The sequence below is a fragment of the Bradyrhizobium jicamae genome, assembly GCF_001440395.1.
Classification (GTDB): Bacteria; Pseudomonadota; Alphaproteobacteria; order Rhizobiales; family Xanthobacteraceae; genus Bradyrhizobium; species Bradyrhizobium jicamae.
Genome location: NZ_LLXZ01000219.1, coordinates 26382 through 42921, shown reverse-complemented (window position 1 = coordinate 42921; position 16540 = coordinate 26382). Strand labels below are relative to the sequence as shown.

The following is a 16540-nucleotide window of genomic DNA, read 5'->3' as shown; positions in this document are numbered from 1 at the left end:
CGGCGCCCATGTCTTGGCACTCTCGTGCCCGTGGAGGAGCCGTCCACAGCATCAATTACGGACTTTAGCCCGGCTGCTGGAACGGCTGAAGCAGTGCTATACGAACCTCGGGATTTCTCAGCCGATCCGTCGTACAGTATCTGTGGGTTGGACTGCGAGCCATGGTGCAGGAACCGCGAGGTCGGGTCGAGCGCAGGTTGTCGGCGATATTGGCCGCCGACGTCGCTGGCTATTCGCGGCTCATGCACAGTGACGAAGAGGCTACGCACGCCAAACTGACAGCGCTCCTAGCGGACGCCGTCGAGCCCGCGATTGCGGAACACGGCGGACGCATCGTGAAGAACACCGGCGACGGGTGCTTGGCGGAGTTTTCGAGCGCGGTCGAAGCGGTTCGAGCTGCTTTGCAGTTCCAGACCCGCGTCAAGGAACTTACCATCGGTGATGTGGAAGACACGCGTATTGCTTTCCGCGTGGGTGTCAATATTGGCGACGTAATCGTCGAGCCTCATGACATCTTCGGAGACGGCGTCAACATTGCGGCGCGGCTTGAGGGCATCGCCGAACCGGGCGGCATCTGCATCTCGTCTTCTGCCTACGATCAAGTCCGAGGCAAGGTCGGGGTTGAGTTCACCGATCTGGGCGAGCAGAACCTCAAGAATATTGCTCGTCCGGTCCGAGCCTATGCCGTGGCCCGAGAGGGACTTAGCCCGGTGACAAAGGTCGGCAGCACGACGCCAAGCTCGCTTTCAGCGCCGCGTCTGTCCATGGTGGTGCTGCCGTTTGCGAATATTGGTGGCGATCCCGAGCAAGACTATTTCGTTGACGGCGTGACCGAGAGCCTGACCACAGACTTGTCGCGCATCAATGGCTCATTCGTGATTGGCCGACACACCGCATTTACGTTCAAAGGCAAAGCGGTTGATCTCAAGCAGATCGGACGCGAATTAAACGTCCGCTATGTACTGGAGGGCTCGGTGCAGCGTGGTGGCAACCGGCTTCGCGTGAATGTTCAGCTGATCGACGCCGAGACTGGCAAACACCTGTGGGCCGAACGGTTCGATAAGCCAGTCGCTGATCTATTCGATATGCAGGACGAAATCGTATCGAGGCTCGCTAACACGCTAAATACTCAACTTGTCGAAGCTGAGGCGCGGCGGGCGGAGCGTTCGCTGCATCCCGATGCGATGGATTTGATTTTCCAGGGCATGGCTTGCTTAAACAAGGGAAGGACTTCCGAGTATCTTGCGCAATCGCGCAGCTATTTTGAACCCGCCTTGGCGCTCGATCCCAAAAATGTCGAAGCGCTGGTCGGATTGGCAGTTGTTGATGCGGCAGCTGTTGGCATGGCTTTGACCGTTGAGCGGGCCGCGCGTCTCGCAGCGGCTGAGGCGGCCTTGATCAAGGCTCTGTCCCTGGCCCCCCAGCACGCACGCGCCCACTGGCTTCTAGGAAACATCAAAATGTTCACAAACCGCGCGGCCCAAGGCATAGCTGAATGCGAGCAGGCATTGGCGCTGGATCGAAACCTAGCTAATGCGCACGCCTACATCGGTCGCGCCAAGTATCTTCTCGGTCGCGGCGAGGAGACTGAGGCCCATGTCCAAGAGGCACTCCGCCTCAGTCCTCGTGATACGGAGGCTTTTGTTTGGATGATCTTCGCGGGCTTCGCCAAGCTGCAGCTCGGCGCCGACCAGGAGGCGGTCGCACGGTTCCGTCGCTCGGTCGAGATCAACCAAAATCATCCACGCGCGCATATCTATCTTGCCACCGCGCTAGCGCACCTCGGTCAGCTTGATGAGGCGCGATCCGCGGCCCAAGCAGGGCTTGCGCTCGACCCGACTTTCACCATCTCCCGCTTCCGCGCCAACGTGCCGAGCGACAATCCGACTTACCTCGCTGGACGCGAGCGCTTCTATGAGGGCATGCGCGTGGCCGGGCTGCCAGAGGGGTGATGTCGGGGATATGGGAAGCCGACGCTCGGGGCCCATGCGAGCTTTGTCCGCTCCACCCCGGAAAGCAGACGTCGGTGAACCGATCTGCCATGTCGGCCAAGGGCCGGAAGCGGATATCATGATCCGGGGAAAACGAAGTCGCACACTACGATCTATTTGTAATACCCGACGACGCATATGTAGCCAGCGACCTTCGTAGCGAGTCCTACCTTCTCAACCGGTCTCTTATCTTCGCCGGGACGCGGGTACATGTATGTGACCTCCGTGATCTTCTCCTCGACGGCGGAAGCAAATTCCGCCCCGTAGGGTTTGCCCGTGACGTCTTTGATGTCTCTCTGCACGAGGCCAATACGCGCAGGATCGGGATGAGCGATGTTCTTGCCGTCAGGGCCTGCGCAAGTTGGGTAAAGATCACGGTCGCGAAATCCTCCTTCACCCTTATTGATTTGGCTGATGGTTTTTGCCGGATCGGCTTTCATGGAGATGACGACCTTCTCAAGCATTGCCTTCGCCTCGGCGGGCGTGCCGAAACTGGCGTTCTGAGCATATGTCGCTGTCGATGCGATTGCGGCTACTGCTACTACACTGATCGTCGGGTGAAGGAGCATGATTTCCTCCCATCGTGTTCACGCAATAATGCTCACGGCCAAGCTGCATGGTGCGGAATAGCCTTATCTCCTGCATCCGACGACATCATCGGCTCTTGCATGTAGAAGGCTTTACCCAACACTAGCTTGAATTGGTCTTCCAAGGCGTGAACCACTTCACATCACACTGAAATGGAACTCCGCCAGACAACATGAACGTAGCGTCCTTTCCAGCCTCACGTCTGCAATGGGGCACTTTCGGACTTGGGTACGCGCTGGTTGCGAGGTCCGCTTTACCGGGATGAGCCGACATTGTTCACGCCGCCCGCGTCTCGGGTATCGCTTGCCTAACTCATTGGATGCATTTTTGTGCACTAGCCAGCAAAAGCTACATGTTACTGTCAGAGAAACTGGCGGCTCTTGCAGATGGTGATTTTGAAGAATAAAATGGCGGCTGTTCCGATTATCACCACCATCTACTTTTTTTTGCGGCCCTGCATCACCAGTGCGGGGCCGTTTTCTGTCAGCCATGGCAGGATGGACCAAGGCTGTTAGTCACTCGCTGCGGCGACCCTTGTGGCTCATAGTGCGCACTAAATCGCGTTAGTCGCTGCAACTTATTGGAATCGCTCAGCCGTTGCTTTCCAATCAGAACCGGGCTCTAGAACGGCAGGCCCATCAGCTTCGACAGCCGCTCGATGTTCAGAAGCCCCTGGTGATAGGCCCACATCCCGATGCCGAACACCACGGCCGAGATCAGCGTGGTCCAGAGCAGCTTCCATCCCATCCGCGCCATGACCGGCGCGCCGGGATCGGTGCCGGGGGCGCCCTCGCCGTCCTCATGCTGGCTGCGGACGCCGAACGGCAGCGTCACGAACAGCACGACCCACCAGAGCACGAAGTAGATCGCAAGCGCGGTTGAGATGCTGTAGGCCATCAGATCATGCTCCTATGGATCATGATCTGATGTTCTCTTTTGAGCATGATCTTTTCGGAAAACCGGTGTCCACTTTTCCGGATCATGCTTCAGGCCTGTTCGATTTCGACGAGCGCGCCGGAGAAATCCTTTGGATGGAAAAACAGCACCGGCTTGCCATGGGCGCCGATCTTCGGCACGCCGTCGCCGAGCACGCGCGCCCCCTCTGCGATCAGCTTGTCGCGCGAGGCGATGATGTCTGATACCTCGTAGCAGATGTGATGAATGCCGCCGTCGGCGTTGCGCTCGACGAATTTGGCGATCGGCGAGGCCTCGCCGAGCGGCTGGATGAATTCGATCTTGGTGTTGGGCAGCGTCACGAACACGGTGATGACGCCATGCTCCGGCAGCGGCACCGCGCCGGAGATTTCGGCGCCGAACGCACCGCCATAGATCCTGGCGGCCTTTTCCGCATCCTTGACCGCGATCGCAACGTGATTGAGCCGGCCCAGCATGACACTCCACTCCCTGCTTCTACCCGGCGACCAGCCGCCCGAGCGCTTCTACCTCAAACCACCAGAACATGAACGATGCAAATCGGCTTCTTGCCCCATTGCTCGTTGATGACCGCCCGCACCGCGCGGCGGACCGATTCCGCTGTCGCATCGGGATCGCGACGCCGCGCCCGCGGCAGGCCTTCGACGGTCGAGACCACCGTGTCGAACACGATCTCGTCGATGATCTCGCCGGCCGCATTCTTCTCGGGGACGCCGACCAGATCAACCTCGGGATCGTCGACCAGTTCGCCCTTGTCGGTCATGGCGATCGCCACGAAGGCGCATCCGGCGAACCCCATCCGTCGCCGCTCCACCACGGTGCGGGATTTGGAATCCTCCAGGATCGCGCCGTCCTTGTAGAGCCGACCCGACGGCAATTCGTCGATAATGGCGGGGTCGCCGGGGCCGAGCCTGACCAGTTCGCCGTTGCGGCAGGTCAGAACCTTCGGCACGCCGGCGGCGCGCGCCAGCTTGGCGTGCTCGGATAGATGCAGCGCCTCGCCGTGGACGGGGATCAGGAGTTGCGGGCGCACCCATGAGATCATGTCACGCAGCTCGTCGCGGCGCGGATGGCCGGAGACGTGGACGAGATCGGTGCGGTCGGTGATCACATCGATACCCTGGGCCACCAGCCCGTTGATGATGGCGCCGACCGCCTTCTCGTTGCCCGGGATGGTGCGCGACGAGAAGATCACGCTGTCGCCCTTGTTCAGCGTCACCTGCGGATGGTCGTTGTTGGCGATCCGGGCCAGCGCCGCCCGCGGCTCACCCTGGCTGCCGGTGCATAGCGCCAGCACCTTGTCCGGCGGAAAATGGCCGTAATAATCGGCGCCGCGGAAATTCTGCACGCCATCGAGATAGCCAGTCTCGCGGGCGACCTGCACCACGCGCTCCATGGCGCGGCCGACCACGACGACTTCGCGATCGGCGGCCTTGGCGGCATCCGCAACCGCCTTGAGGCGGGCAACGTTGGAGGCGAAGGTGGTGACAGCGACGCGGCCCTTCGCGGCCTTCACCAGCTTGGCAATGGTGGCGGCAACCTCGGTCTCCGAGGGCGAGCGCCCGTCCCGCACCGCGTTGGTGGAATCGCCGACCAGCGCCAGCACGCCCTCGTCGCCGAGCTCGCGCAGGCGCCGCTCGTCGGTCGGCAGGCCGATGATCGGCGTCGGATCGATCTTCCAGTCGCCGGTGTGCAGCACGGTGCCGGCGGCGGTGTGGATCGCGAGCGCATGCGATTCCGGAATCGAATGCGCAACCGGGATGAATTCGACGGTGAACGGTCCGAGATTGACCCGGCCGCCGGAGGGAACCACTGTCACCGGGATTTTGGGCGGATTGCGCTCCGCCGCGCATTTGGCTTCGAACAAGGCGGCGCTGAATTGCGTCGCATAGATCTTGCATTGCAGCTTCGGCCAGAGATCGATGATGGCGCCGAAATGATCCTCATGGGCGTGCGTCAGCACCAGGCCCATCAGGTTGTTGCGCTCTTTCTCCAGGAAGCTGATGTCGGGCATGATCAGGTCGATGCCCGGCAGATGTTCCTCGTCGCCGAAGGAGACGCCGAGATCGACCGCGAGCCAGGACCGCTCGTGGCGGTTGCCGAGCCCGTAGATCGACAGGTTCATGCCGATCTCGCCGACACCGCCAAGCGGCGCAAAGGTCAGTTCATCCGGCCGCGCCATCAGGTCGCTCCCAGCGATGCCGCGGTGCCGAAATAGACTTCCCCGGCCGTAATCGGCATGCGCTTGCCCTCCGCGGTGCGGACGATCAGGCAGCCGGTGTCATCGATTGTATCGAACGTGCCTTCCACCGTCGCGGTTCCGGTCTTTATCGCGACCGGTTCGCCCACGCCGAAGGCACGGTCCAGCCACAGCTTTCGGATTTCGCCGAAGCCGCGGCCATTGTCCCAGATGCCGCGGAACTCGACCCAGGCATCCGACAGCGCGGCGAACAACTCTTCTGCACCGACATGAACGCCGAGCGCGGCCAGCGAGGTGGCCGGCGTCGGTGTGCCTTCCGGCGCGGCGATGACGTTGGTGCCGATGCCTGCCACGACGGCGAGACGACCGTCTGTCACGGCCTCAGCCTCCAGCAACAAGCCGCAAAGCTTCTGCCCGCGGACCAGAATGTCGTTCGGCCATTTCAGGAGATATTGCAATTGATCCGCTCCGGCCAGCCGCAAGTTGGCCTCTACGCTGACACGCTGCAACGCCGTCGCATGTGCCAAACCAAAGGCGAAACCCATGGTCGCCGCAACGGCAGGAGAAATATCCATGACCTCGAGCACGCTGCTGGCGAGATTGCCGCGCGGCGCGATCCAGACGCGCTGCCGGCGGCCCCGACCCGCCGTCTGCTCGGTGGTCACAAACCATGTCGGGTCACGCTCACCGGTGCGGGCGCGCGCCATGGCTTCGGCATTGGTCGAACCAACCTTGTCGAAGGCGGCGAGGCGGTAACCCGCCGATGTGGCTTTGGGACCGAGCGAGAAGGTCATTTCCAGTTTCTGCGCATGATCCGCTGCGAAAACCGAACGTCGGTTTTCGGAACCACGCGCCTAAAAAAGCGACTTCGCCGCCGCCGTGGCGACGCTGACCAGCGGCCCCGGATAGACGAAGAAAAAGATGTTGAAGATGCCCGCGACCGCCAGCACCGTGCGCAATTCGATGCGCATCGGCTCGATCTGGCCGGCCGGCTCGTCGAAGTACATCAGCTTCACGATGGTGAGATAGTAGAACGCGCCCACGACGCTGCTCAGCACGCCGATGACGGCGAGCGTGAACAGGCCGGCCTTGATCGCGGCCACGAACACGTACCATTTGGCGAAGAAGCCCGCGAGCGGCGGAATGCCGGCCAGCGAGAACAGCAGCATGGCGAAGAAGAACGCCAGCATCGGATTGGTGCGCGAGAGGCCGGCGAAATCGCTGATCTGCTCGACCGGCTGCCCGTTCCGCTTCATGGTCAGGATGACGGCGAAGGAACCCAGCGTCATCGCGACATAGATCGCGATGTAGATCAAAACGCCCTGCGCGCCCTCCACCGTGCCGGACGCAAGCCCGACCAGCGCAAAGCCCATATGGCCGATCGAGGAATAGGCCATCAGGCGCTTGATGTTCTTCTGCCCGATCGCGGCGAACGATCCCAGCGCCATCGAGGCGATGGCGACGAAGACGAGAATCTGCTGCCATTGCGGGACGATGCCGGGGAACGCGGTGAGCGTCACGCGGGTGAACACCGCAAGCGCTGCCACCTTCGGCGCGGAGGCGAAGAACGCCGTGACCGGCGTCGGCGCACCTTCATAGACGTCTGGCGTCCACATGTGGAACGGCACGGCGGAGACCTTGAAGCAGAGGCCGGCCAGCAGGAATACGAGGCCGAACACGATGCCGACGCTGCCGGTCTTCACGGCGGCGGCGATGCCGGCAAAATCGACCGTGCCGGTGAATCCATAGATCAACGAGGCGCCGTAGAGCAGCATGCCCGAGGACAGCGCGCCGAGCACGAAGTACTTCAGGCCGGCCTCGGTGGACTTGGCGTTGTCGCGGTTGGAGGCGGCGACCACGTAGAGGGCAAGCGACATGAGCTCGAGGCCGAGATAGAGCATGATCAGGTCGGCGGCCGAGATCAGCACCATCATGCCGAGCGTGGAGAGCAGCACCAGGATCGAATATTCGAAGATGCGCCGCGACGGGTCGGACAGGAACTCCGTCGACAGGATCAGCGTCACCGCCGAACCGATGATCGCCAGGATCTTCAGGAAGCGGGCGAAGTCGTCGACGACGAAGCTGCCACCGAAGGTCGTGAGCTTGCCGGCCGGCAGCATCAGTATCAGTACGCCGGTGACGACCAGCAGCACCACCGCGAGTGTGGTGACGAGCCGGGTCGTACCCTCGCCGCGGTAGGCGCCGAGCATCAACAGCGCCATGGCGCCGACCGCGAGCACCAGCTCCGGCAGCACCGGCAGCAACTGATAACCTGCACTTGAGAAGCTCATGGCCTTCTTATCCTTGACGCGTTTTCTTCATGCGAACCGGCTTCCACTTCGCTTGAAAACGCTACGTTATTGCGCGACCAGCGCGGCTGCCTTCACGGCAGTCACGGCGGCATTGTAATTGTTGACGAGTTGCTGGACCGAGGCGGCCGACATGTCGAGCACCGGCTTCGGATAGACCCCGAACAGAATGGTGAGGAACACCAGCGGCATCAGGGTCAGGCTTTCGCGCCACGTCAGATCCTTGATGCTGGCCAGCGACGGCTTGGTCAGCGCGCCGAACACCACCTTGCGATAGAGCCAGAGCGCGTAAGCAGCCGACAGGATGACGCCGAGCGTGGCAAAGGTCGCGGTCGGGATCGAGACCTTGAAGGTGCCGAGCAGCGTCATGAACTCACCGACGAAGCCGGACGTACCGGGCAGACCGACATTGGCCATGGTGAAGACCATGAACACCATCGCATAGAGCGGCATCCGGTTGACGAGGCCGCCATAGGCCGCGATCTCGCGGGTGTGCATGCGGTCGTAGACGATGCCGACGCAGAGGAACAGCGCACCGGAGACGATGCCGTGCGACACCATCTGGAACACGCCACCGGCAACGCCCTGGGTGGTCGCCGCGAAGATGCCCATGGTGACGAAGCCCATATGGGCCACCGACGAATAGGCGATCAGCTTCTTGATGTCTTCCTGCATCAAGGCCACCAGCGAAGTATAGACGATGGCGATCACCGACAGCGAGAACACCAGCGGCGCAAAGTCATGCGACGCCAGCGGGAACATCGGCAGCGAGAACCGCAGGAAGCCGTAGCCGCCCATCTTCAGGAGGATCGCAGCCAGGATCACCGAGCCCGCGGTCGGCGCCTCGACGTGCGCATCGGGGAGCCAGGTGTGCACCGGCCACATCGGCATCTTCACCGCAAACGAGGCAAAGAACGCCAGCCACGCCCAGGTTTGCAACGAGCGCGGCACCGCCGTGTTCATCAGCGTCGGGATGTCGGTGGTGCCGGCATTCCAGTACAGCGCCATGATCGCGAGCAGCATCAGGACCGAGCCGAGCAGCGTGTAGAGGAAGAACTTGAACGACGCATAGACCCGGCGCGGGCCGCCCCAGACACCGATGATCAGGAACATCGGGATCAGGCCGCCTTCGAAGAACAGGTAGAACAGCACGAGGTCGAGCGCCGAGAAGGTGCCGACCATCAGCGTTTCCAGGAACAGGAACGCCATCATGTATTCGCGCACGCGCACTGTGACCGACTTCCAGCTCGCGATGATGCAGAACGGCATCAACGCGGTAGTCAGGATCACGAACGGCAGCGAGATGCCGTCGACACCCATGTGATAGGTAATGCCGCTGGCGAGCCAGTTCGCCTTTTCGACGAACTGGAAGTCCGCACTTGCGGCGTCGAAACGCCAGACCAGGATCAGCGACACCGCGAAGGTGACCAGCGTGGTCCACAGCGCGATCCAGCGCGCATTGCGCCGCGCCGCCTCGTCGTCGTCGCGAGTGAGATAGATCGCCACCGCGCCGATGACCGGCAGGAAGGTGACGACCGAAAGGATAGGCCAGGTTGTCATTACTGGCCTCCCAAGCCGAACATGAACCAGGTGATCAGCCCGGCGACGCCGATCAGCATCGCGAAGGCATAGTGATAGAGATAGCCGGTCTGGATCTTCACCACGTTGCGGGTGACGTCGAGCACGCGCGCCGAGACGCCATCCGGGCCGAAGCCGTCGATGACGAAGCCGTCGCCCTTCTTCCACAGGAAGCGGCCGAGCCACTTCGTCGGGCGGACGAAGATGAGATCATAGAGCTCGTCGAAGTACCATTTGTTGAGCAGGAACTGGTACAGCATCGGGTGCTCGCGGGCGAGCTGGACCGGAATGTAGGGACGGCGGATGTAGAAGACGTAGGAGATATAAAGGCCAATCGCCATCATGACGGTCGGCAGCCAGGCGATGGTCTTCGGAATGTGGTGCATCTCGTCGATGATGTGCGGGTGCATCTTCAGCGACTCGCGGAAGAACTCTTCCACGCCGTGACCTGCGAACACTTCCTTGAACGGGTAGCCGGCCAGAATCGATCCGGCGGCGAGGATGCCGATCGGGATCAGTATCCACAGCGGCGCTTCGTGGGCGGCCTCGTAATGATGCTGATCATGCGGTTCGCCGTGGAACGTCTTGAAGATCAGGCGCCACGAATAGAACGAGGTCAGGCCGGCCGCGGCCACCGTCATCGCGAAGCCGTAATACGCGAACGGATTGTGCGCGACATAGGCCGACTCGATGATCGCGTCCTTGGAGAAATAGCCCGCAGTCAGCGGGAAACCGGTCAACGCAAGCGTACCGATCACCATCACCGCATAGGTATAAGGGATCTTGCGCCACAGCCCGCCCATGTTGCGGATGTCCTGCTCGTGATGCATCGCGTAGATCACCGAGCCGGACCCCAGGAACAGCAGCGCCTTGAAGAAGGCATGCGTGAACAGGTGGAATATGCCGACCGAATAGGCCCCCGCCCCCATCGCCACGAACATGTAGCCGAGCTGCGAACAGGTCGAATAGGCGACGATGCGCTTGATGTCGTTCTGCACGAGGCCGACGGTTGCCGCAAAGAACGCGGTGGTGGCGCCAAAGAACATCACGACGGCCTGCGCGTTGGGCGCGAGCTCAAACAGCGGCGACAGCCGCGCCACCATGAACACGCCGGCGGTGACCATGGTCGCGGCGTGGATGAGCGCCGAGACCGGCGTCGGGCCTTCCATCGCGTCCGGCAACCAGGTGTGCAGCAGGAACTGGGCCGACTTGCCCATCGCGCCCATGAACAGCAACAGGCAGATCAGGGTCAGCGCATCGGCGTTCCAGCCGAAGAAGTTGATGGTCTTGCCCGTCAGCCCCTGCGCGCCGGCAAAAATGGTCTCGAAATCGGTGGTCTTGAGCAGCATGTACACCGCGAAGATACCGAGCGCGAAGCCGAAGTCGCCGACGCGGTTGACCACGAAGGCCTTGATCGCTGCCGCGTTCGCCGACGGCTTCTGGTACCAGAAACCGATCAGCAGATAGCTCGCGAGACCGACGCCTTCCCAGCCGAAGAACAACTGGACCAGATTGTCCGCGGTCACCAGCATCAGCATCGCGAAGGTGAACAGCGAGAGATAGCCGAAGAAGCGCGGCCGATGCGGGTCCTCGTCCATGTAGCCGATGGAATAGAGGTGCACGAGCGAGGAGACGGTGTTGACCACCACCAGCATCACGGCAGTCAGCGTATCGACGCGCAGCGCCCACGACACCTGCAGGTCGCCGGAATTGATCCACGGGAACAGCGCGATCCTGTAGTCATGGTGCTGGAAGCCGACATCGACCAGCACGATCCAGGACAGCAGCGCCGAGATCATCAACAGGCCGGTGGTGATCAGCTCGGCCGCGCGCGAGCCCTGCGCCGGCGGCTCCGAGACGTGGTGGTCGTCGTGGCCGTGGTCGCCATGGCCATGGTCGTCATGGGCGGCCGACGCATGCGCGTGATCGCCATGATCGTGATGCCCGTGGTCATGATGCTCGACCTCGTCGCCGCTCGGGTTGCGCGCATGCGCCCCGAACAGTGCGATCAGGCCGGCCAGAATGGCGCCCAGCAGCGGCAGAAAGACGATTGCCTGAACCATAGCTGAGCTAGCCCTTCATCAGATTGACGTCTTCAACCGCGATCGAACCGCGGTTGCGGAAATACACCACCAGCACAGCCAAACCGATCGCGGCCTCCGCAGCCGCCACCGTCAGCACCAAGAGCGCGAACACCTGCCCGACGATGTCGCCGAGGAAGGTCGAGAACGCCACCAGGTTGATGTTGACGGCGAGCAGGATCAGCTCGATCGACATCAGGATGACGATGATGTTCTTGCGGTTCAGGAAGATGCCGAGGATCCCGATCGTGAACAGGATGGCGGCGACCGCGAGATAGTGTCCCAGACCGATCGTCATTTCACCCACTCCGCCGCGTCCGCATCCTGCAGCCCCTGCCCCGACGCAACCTTGCGCACGGCCATCGCCAGCTCCGGCGTGCGTGCGTTCTGCACGTTGATGTCCTGCCGCTTGACCTTGGCCTTGTGGCGCAGCGTCAGCACGATGGCGCCGATCATGGCGACCAGCAGCACCATGCCGGCGATCTGGAAGTAATGGATGTACTTCGTATAGAGCACCAGCCCGAGCGCCTCGGTGTTGCTGACATTCGTCGGGATCGCCGCCGTGATCTGCTTGGCGGTATCGGGCTTCATGACCCACCCGCCCGCGACCAGCAGCAGCTCTGCGAGGAAGATGCCGCCGATCACGAGGCCAATCGGCAGATATTCGATAAAGCCCTCGCGCAGCTCGGTGAAATCGACATCGAGCATCATGATCACGAACAGGAACAGCACGGCCACCGCGCCGACATAGACCACGATCAGCATCATGCCGAGGAATTCGGCGCCCATCAGCACGAACAGACCGGAGGCGTTGACGAAGGCCAGGATCAGATACAGCACGGAGTGCACGGGATTGCGCGAGACAATCACCATGACCGCCGAGGCCACGCAGACGCCTGCGAAGAGATAGAAGAAGAGAGCAGGAAGGATCATGCCCTCACCTCACCGGTACGGCGCGTCGAGCTCGATCGCTTTCGCAATCTCGCGTTCCCAGCGATCGCCATTGGCGAGCAGCTTGGCCTTGTCATAGTAGAGTTCCTCGCGGGTCTCGGTCGCGAATTCGAAATTCGGCCCCTCGACGATGGCGTCGACCGGGCAGGCTTCCTGGCACAGGCCGCAATAGATGCACTTCACCATGTCGATGTCGTAGCGCACCGTGCGACGGGTGCCGTCGTTGCGGCGCGGGCCGGCCTCGATCGTGATCGCCTGCGCCGGGCAGATCGCCTCGCACAGCTTGCAGGCGATGCAGCGCTCTTCGCCGTTCGGATAGCGGCGCAGCGCGTGCTCGCCACGGAAGCGCGGCGAGATCGGTCCCTTCTCGAACGGATAGTTCAGCGTCGGCTTCGGCTTGAAGAAATAGCGCATGGCGAGAAAGAACGCCGATACGAATTCGCTCAAGAGAAGCGCACGGGCCGTTGCGTTGACGTTGACACTCATGCCCAGGTCCTCTTTCTGCCGCCGGTCCTTGTCATCCATAAAGTTGGCCGGCGTAATATCCCAGTGCGGTCAGGATCGGAATGTCCGCAAGCAGGACCGTCCGAACCGATGCCGCTGCGCGTTCGCGCTCGTCCGCAGTCGCGGTCGTATCCGGCGCCGGCCGCTTGAGCATGGACATCGTCACGAAATACATCGCGCTCGATATCACCAATCCCAAGGCGGCACCGATCAGGCCCGGCATTGACAGCGTCATGGCGTTCCATCCTCATTTCGGCGCGATCCCTGCGAATTGCAGCACGCCGGCCACGATCACGACCATCGCCAGCGACAGCGGCAGGAACACCTTCCAGCCCAGCCGCATCAGTTGGTCGTAGCGGTAGCGCGGCACGATCGCCTTCGCCATCGCGATCAGGAAGAACATGAAGAACAGCTTCAGCGCGAACCACACCACGCCCGGGATCCAGGTGAAGGGCGGCAGGTTCACCGGCGGCAGCCAGCCGCCGAGGAACAGGATCGTCGCCAACGCGCACATCGTGGTGATCGCGACATATTCGCCGAGCATGAACAGCAGATACGGCGTCGAGCCGTATTCGACCATGAAACCCGCGACCAGTTCGGACTCTGCTTCGACCAGGTCGAATGGTGGGCGGTTGGTTTCGGCCAGCGCCGAGACGTAGAACACCACGAACATCGGGAACAGCGGCCACACATACCAGTTCAGGATGGTGAGCTGCGGCAGCCCGATCAGGCTGGCAAAGCCGCGCGCATTCTGTGCTTCCACCACCGCCGACAGGTTGAGCGAGCCGGCGCACAACAGCACGGTGATGATGACGAAGCCGATCGAGACCTCGTAGGACACCATCTGCGCCGCCGAGCGCAGCGCCGCCAGGAACGGGTATTTCGAGTTCGACGACCAGCCGGCCATGATGATGCCGTAGATCGACAGCGACGAGATCGCGAAGATGTAGAGCACGCCGACATTGATGTCCGCAATAACCCAGCCGAGATCCATCGGGATCACGGCCCAGGCGGCCAGCGCCAGCACGCAGGACACCAGCGGCGCCAGCAGGAATACGCCCTTGTTGGAGCCGGACGGAATGATCGGCTCCTTCAGCACGAACTTCAGGAGGTCCGCGAAGGATTGCAAAAGACCCCAGGGGCCGACCACGTTCGGGCCGCGGCGGATCTGCACCGCCGCCCAGATCTTGCGGTCGGCGAGCAGGATGTAGGCGATCGCGACCAGCAGCACGACGAGCAGAAGCAGGCTCTGCGCCACCATGACGATCAGCGGCCAGAGAAAGCCGGTCCAGAACGGGCTTGCGAACAAATCAGCCATCAGATCACGCTCACTCCGCTGCCGTCAGCATTCGCCCGGCCGCCAGCCGGGAACATTCCGCCATCACCGCCGAGGCCCGTGCGATCGGGTTGGTCAGGTAGAAATCCTCGACGGACGATTTCAGCGGGCTCTTGTCGACCTTGCCGCTCTTGCCCGCCAACGCCTTGACCTGCTCGGCCTTGCCGGGCTCGATCTGGTCGATCCGCATCAGATGCGGAACGGCCTTGAACAGCGCCTGACGCAACGCCTGAAGCGAGTCATACGGCAGCTTCTTGCCCAGCACGTCCGACAGCGCGCGGGCGATCGCCCAATCCTCGCGTGCTTCCCCGGGCGGGAACGCCGCGCGGGCGGCGATCTGCGCCCTGCCCTCGGTGTTGACGAAGAGGCCGGATTTCTCGGTATAGGCCGCGCCCGGCAGGATCACGTCCGCGCGATGCGCGCCGTGATCACCATGGGTGCCAATATACACCACGAACGTGCCATCAGGCACCTTCACCTCGTCAGCCCCGAGCAGGAACAGCACGTCGAGGGTGCCGAAGGTGGTCATCTGCGCCAGGTTGAGACCGCCCTTGCCGGCCGAAAAGCCGATATCGAGCGCGCCCGCGCGCGAGGCGGTGTCCTGCAGCACGGCAAAGCCGTTCCAATCGTCCTTGAGCGCGCCGACGCCCGTCGCGACCTTGGCCGCCAGCGCCAGCGCTTCCGCGCCGTCATGCCGCGACAGCGAACCGGCGCCGACCAGCACCATCGGGTGCTTGGCGCCCTTCAATACCTCGATGAAGGAGTGCTTGCCGCTGGCGAGATCGTTAAGCGTATCGGTGCCCGCGCCGAGATAGTCGTAATCATAGGTGAGATCGGCCTTGGCGCCGACCAGCGCGACCTTGAGCTGGCCGGTGCGCCAGCGCTTGCGGATACGCGCGTTGAGGACGGCGGCTTCCTTGCGCGGGTTGGCGCCGATGATCAGCAGCGCATCGGCCTGTTCGATCCCGGCAATGGTAGGATTGAAGATATAAGTCGCGCGGCCGAGTGCCGGGTCGAAGGCATCACCGCCCTGCACCGCCAGGTTGGTCGAACCATATCGTCCCAGCAGATCCTTGAATGCGAACATCTCCTCGACTGCGGCGAGATCGCCGGCAATGGCGCCGATCCGCTTGCCGTCGCTCATCTTCACCTTGGCCGCAACAGCCGCGAACGCTTCCTGCCACGACGCGGGGCGGAGCTTGCCGTTGTCGCGGATATAGGGCCGGTCGAGCCGCTGCGTGCGCAGGCCGTCGACGACGTGACGGGTCTTGTCGGAAATCCACTCCTCGTTCACGGCCTCGTTGATGCGCGGCAGGATCCGCATCACCTCGCGGCCGCGGGTGTCGACGCGGATCGCAGATCCCACGCCATCCATGACGTCGACCGACTGCGTCTTGCCGAGCTCCCACGGACGCGCGGCGAACGCGTAAGGCTTGGAGGTCAGCGCGCCTACCGGGCAGATATCGACGAGATTGCCCTGCAGCTCCGAGGTCAGCGCCTGCTCCAGATAGGTCGTAATCTCCATGTCCTCGCCGCGGCCGGTGGCGCCCATTTCCGGCGCGCCGGCGACTTCGGCGGAGAAGCGGACGCAACGCGTGCACTGGATGCAGCGGTTCATCGAGGTCTTGACCAGCGCACCGAGATACTTGTCCTCGACCGCGCGCTTGTTCTCGGCGAAGCGCGAGGTGTCGACGCCATAGCCCATCGCCTGGTCCTGCAGGTCGCACTCGCCGCCCTGGTCGCAGATCGGGCAGTCCAGCGGGTGGTTGATGAGCAGGAATTCCATCACGCCTTCGCGCGCCTTCTTCACCATCGGCGAACGCGTCGAGATTTCCGGCGGCTCGCCCTTCGGACCCGGCCGGCAGTCGCGCACGCCCCAGGCGCAGCTTGCGACCGGCTTCGGGCCGCCCTTCACCTCGACGAGGCACATCCGGCAATTGCCGGCGATCGACAGCCGCTCGTGGTAGCAGAAGCGCGGAATTTCGGCGCCCGCGGCCTCGCACGCCTGCAGCAGCGTGAATTCTGCGGGTACATCGATCTCTTTGCCGTCGATGATGAGTTTGGTCATT

At 62.6% G+C, this 16540-nt stretch carries 15 protein-coding genes; 1 reads left to right on the top strand and 14 read right to left on the bottom strand.

Going from position 1 to position 16540, the window contains the following annotated elements; genetic code table 11:
• Positions 1-161 precede the first annotated feature (161 nt).
• Complete coding sequence (locus CQ12_RS38935) at positions 162-1952, top strand: adenylate/guanylate cyclase domain-containing protein (protein ID WP_057840517.1); 1791 nt, start codon at positions 162-164, stop codon at positions 1950-1952.
• A gap of 152 nt (positions 1953-2104) precedes the next feature.
• On the opposite strand, the gene CQ12_RS38930 is transcribed toward CQ12_RS38935, so the two are convergent.
• The 14 genes from CQ12_RS38930 to nuoG all read right to left on the bottom strand — a co-directional run bounded on the left by CQ12_RS38930 (position 2105) and on the right by nuoG (position 16539).
• The gene (locus CQ12_RS38930; RefSeq protein ID WP_057840516.1) at positions 2105-2560 is read right to left on the bottom strand and encodes a cache domain-containing protein; all 456 of its coding nucleotides are present in this window, start codon (positions 2558-2560) and stop codon (positions 2105-2107) included.
• Positions 2561-3200: 640 nt separating this feature from the next.
• Positions 3201-3476 (bottom strand): DUF1467 family protein, encoded by a 276-nt coding sequence (locus tag CQ12_RS38925; protein WP_057840515.1) that lies wholly within the window; start codon positions 3474-3476, stop codon positions 3201-3203.
• Positions 3477-3565: 89 nt separating this feature from the next.
• A complete protein-coding gene (mce, locus tag CQ12_RS38920; RefSeq protein ID WP_057840514.1) occupies positions 3566-3970 on the bottom strand; it encodes a methylmalonyl-CoA epimerase in 405 nt (134 codons plus the stop codon).
• Positions 3971-4023: 53 nt separating this feature from the next.
• Positions 4024-5694: a ribonuclease J gene (locus CQ12_RS38915; protein ID WP_057840513.1), complete on the bottom strand. Its 1671-nt coding sequence runs from the start codon at positions 5692-5694 to the stop codon at positions 4024-4026.
• On the bottom strand, positions 5694-6506 hold the full coding sequence (locus CQ12_RS38910) for a biotin--[acetyl-CoA-carboxylase] ligase (RefSeq protein ID WP_057840512.1): 813 nt from the start codon (positions 6504-6506) through the stop codon (positions 5694-5696). Before CQ12_RS38910 ends, CQ12_RS38915 begins: the two co-directional genes overlap by 1 nt.
• Positions 6507-6566: 60 nt before the next feature.
• On the bottom strand, positions 6567-8003 hold the full coding sequence (gene nuoN, locus CQ12_RS38905; RefSeq protein ID WP_057840511.1) for an NADH-quinone oxidoreductase subunit NuoN: 1437 nt from the start codon (positions 8001-8003) through the stop codon (positions 6567-6569).
• Between the two features lie 66 nt (positions 8004-8069).
• The gene (locus CQ12_RS38900) at positions 8070-9581 is read right to left on the bottom strand and encodes an NADH-quinone oxidoreductase subunit M (RefSeq protein ID WP_057840510.1); all 1512 of its coding nucleotides are present in this window, start codon (positions 9579-9581) and stop codon (positions 8070-8072) included.
• Positions 9581-11662: an NADH-quinone oxidoreductase subunit L gene (nuoL, locus tag CQ12_RS38895; RefSeq protein WP_057840509.1), complete on the bottom strand. Its 2082-nt coding sequence runs from the start codon at positions 11660-11662 to the stop codon at positions 9581-9583. The genes CQ12_RS38900 and nuoL overlap by 1 nt, the downstream gene beginning before the upstream one ends.
• A 7-nt stretch (positions 11663-11669) precedes the next feature.
• Positions 11670-11978 (bottom strand): NADH-quinone oxidoreductase subunit NuoK, encoded by a 309-nt coding sequence (gene nuoK, locus CQ12_RS38890; protein ID WP_057840508.1) that lies wholly within the window; start codon positions 11976-11978, stop codon positions 11670-11672.
• The gene (locus CQ12_RS38885) at positions 11975-12613 is read right to left on the bottom strand and encodes an NADH-quinone oxidoreductase subunit J (protein ID WP_057840507.1); all 639 of its coding nucleotides are present in this window, start codon (positions 12611-12613) and stop codon (positions 11975-11977) included. Before CQ12_RS38885 ends, nuoK begins: the two co-directional genes overlap by 4 nt.
• A gap of 9 nt (positions 12614-12622) precedes the next feature.
• Positions 12623-13117 carry an NADH-quinone oxidoreductase subunit NuoI gene (gene nuoI, locus CQ12_RS38880; RefSeq protein ID WP_057840541.1) on the bottom strand — a complete coding sequence of 165 codons (495 nt, stop codon included), beginning with the start codon at positions 13115-13117 and terminating at the stop codon, positions 12623-12625.
• A 31-nt stretch (positions 13118-13148) separates the two neighbouring features.
• The gene (locus CQ12_RS38875; protein WP_057840506.1) at positions 13149-13370 is read right to left on the bottom strand and encodes a hypothetical protein; all 222 of its coding nucleotides are present in this window, start codon (positions 13368-13370) and stop codon (positions 13149-13151) included.
• 12 nt (positions 13371-13382) lie between these two features.
• Positions 13383-14453: an NADH-quinone oxidoreductase subunit NuoH gene (gene nuoH / locus CQ12_RS38870; RefSeq protein WP_057840505.1), complete on the bottom strand. Its 1071-nt coding sequence runs from the start codon at positions 14451-14453 to the stop codon at positions 13383-13385.
• A 10-nt stretch (positions 14454-14463) separates the two neighbouring features.
• Positions 14464-16539, bottom strand: coding sequence for an NADH-quinone oxidoreductase subunit NuoG (gene nuoG / locus CQ12_RS38865; RefSeq protein ID WP_057840504.1), 2076 nt, complete (start codon positions 16537-16539; stop codon positions 14464-14466).
• Position 16540: the final 1 nt, after the last annotated feature.

Excerpts from the sequence above, each read along its gene's own strand:
- CQ12_RS38935 (WP_057840517.1), top strand. The coding sequence starts at position 162 with ATGGTGCAGGAACCGCGAGGTCGGGTCGAGCGCAGGTTGTCGGCGATA.
- CQ12_RS38930 (WP_057840516.1), bottom strand. The coding sequence starts at position 2,560 with ATGCTCCTTCACCCGACGATCAGTGTAGTAGCAGTAGCCGCAATCGCA.
- CQ12_RS38925 (WP_057840515.1), bottom strand. The coding sequence starts at position 3,476 with ATGGCCTACAGCATCTCAACCGCGCTTGCGATCTACTTCGTGCTCTGG.
- mce (WP_057840514.1), bottom strand. The coding sequence starts at position 3,970 with ATGCTGGGCCGGCTCAATCACGTTGCGATCGCGGTCAAGGATGCGGAA.
- CQ12_RS38915 (WP_057840513.1), bottom strand. The coding sequence starts at position 5,694 with ATGGCGCGGCCGGATGAACTGACCTTTGCGCCGCTTGGCGGTGTCGGC.
- CQ12_RS38910 (WP_057840512.1), bottom strand. The coding sequence starts at position 6,506 with ATGACCTTCTCGCTCGGTCCCAAAGCCACATCGGCGGGTTACCGCCTC.
- nuoN (WP_057840511.1), bottom strand. The coding sequence starts at position 8,003 with ATGAGCTTCTCAAGTGCAGGTTATCAGTTGCTGCCGGTGCTGCCGGAG.
- CQ12_RS38900 (WP_057840510.1), bottom strand. The coding sequence starts at position 9,581 with ATGACAACCTGGCCTATCCTTTCGGTCGTCACCTTCCTGCCGGTCATC.
- nuoL (WP_057840509.1), bottom strand. The coding sequence starts at position 11,662 with ATGGTTCAGGCAATCGTCTTTCTGCCGCTGCTGGGCGCCATTCTGGCC.
- nuoK (WP_057840508.1), bottom strand. The coding sequence starts at position 11,978 with ATGACGATCGGTCTGGGACACTATCTCGCGGTCGCCGCCATCCTGTTC.
- CQ12_RS38885 (WP_057840507.1), bottom strand. The coding sequence starts at position 12,613 with ATGATCCTTCCTGCTCTCTTCTTCTATCTCTTCGCAGGCGTCTGCGTG.
- nuoI (WP_057840541.1), bottom strand. The coding sequence starts at position 13,117 with ATGAGTGTCAACGTCAACGCAACGGCCCGTGCGCTTCTCTTGAGCGAA.
- CQ12_RS38875 (WP_057840506.1), bottom strand. The coding sequence starts at position 13,370 with ATGACGCTGTCAATGCCGGGCCTGATCGGTGCCGCCTTGGGATTGGTG.
- nuoH (WP_057840505.1), bottom strand. The coding sequence starts at position 14,453 with ATGGCTGATTTGTTCGCAAGCCCGTTCTGGACCGGCTTTCTCTGGCCG.
- nuoG (WP_057840504.1), bottom strand. The coding sequence starts at position 16,539 with ATGACCAAACTCATCATCGACGGCAAAGAGATCGATGTACCCGCAGAA.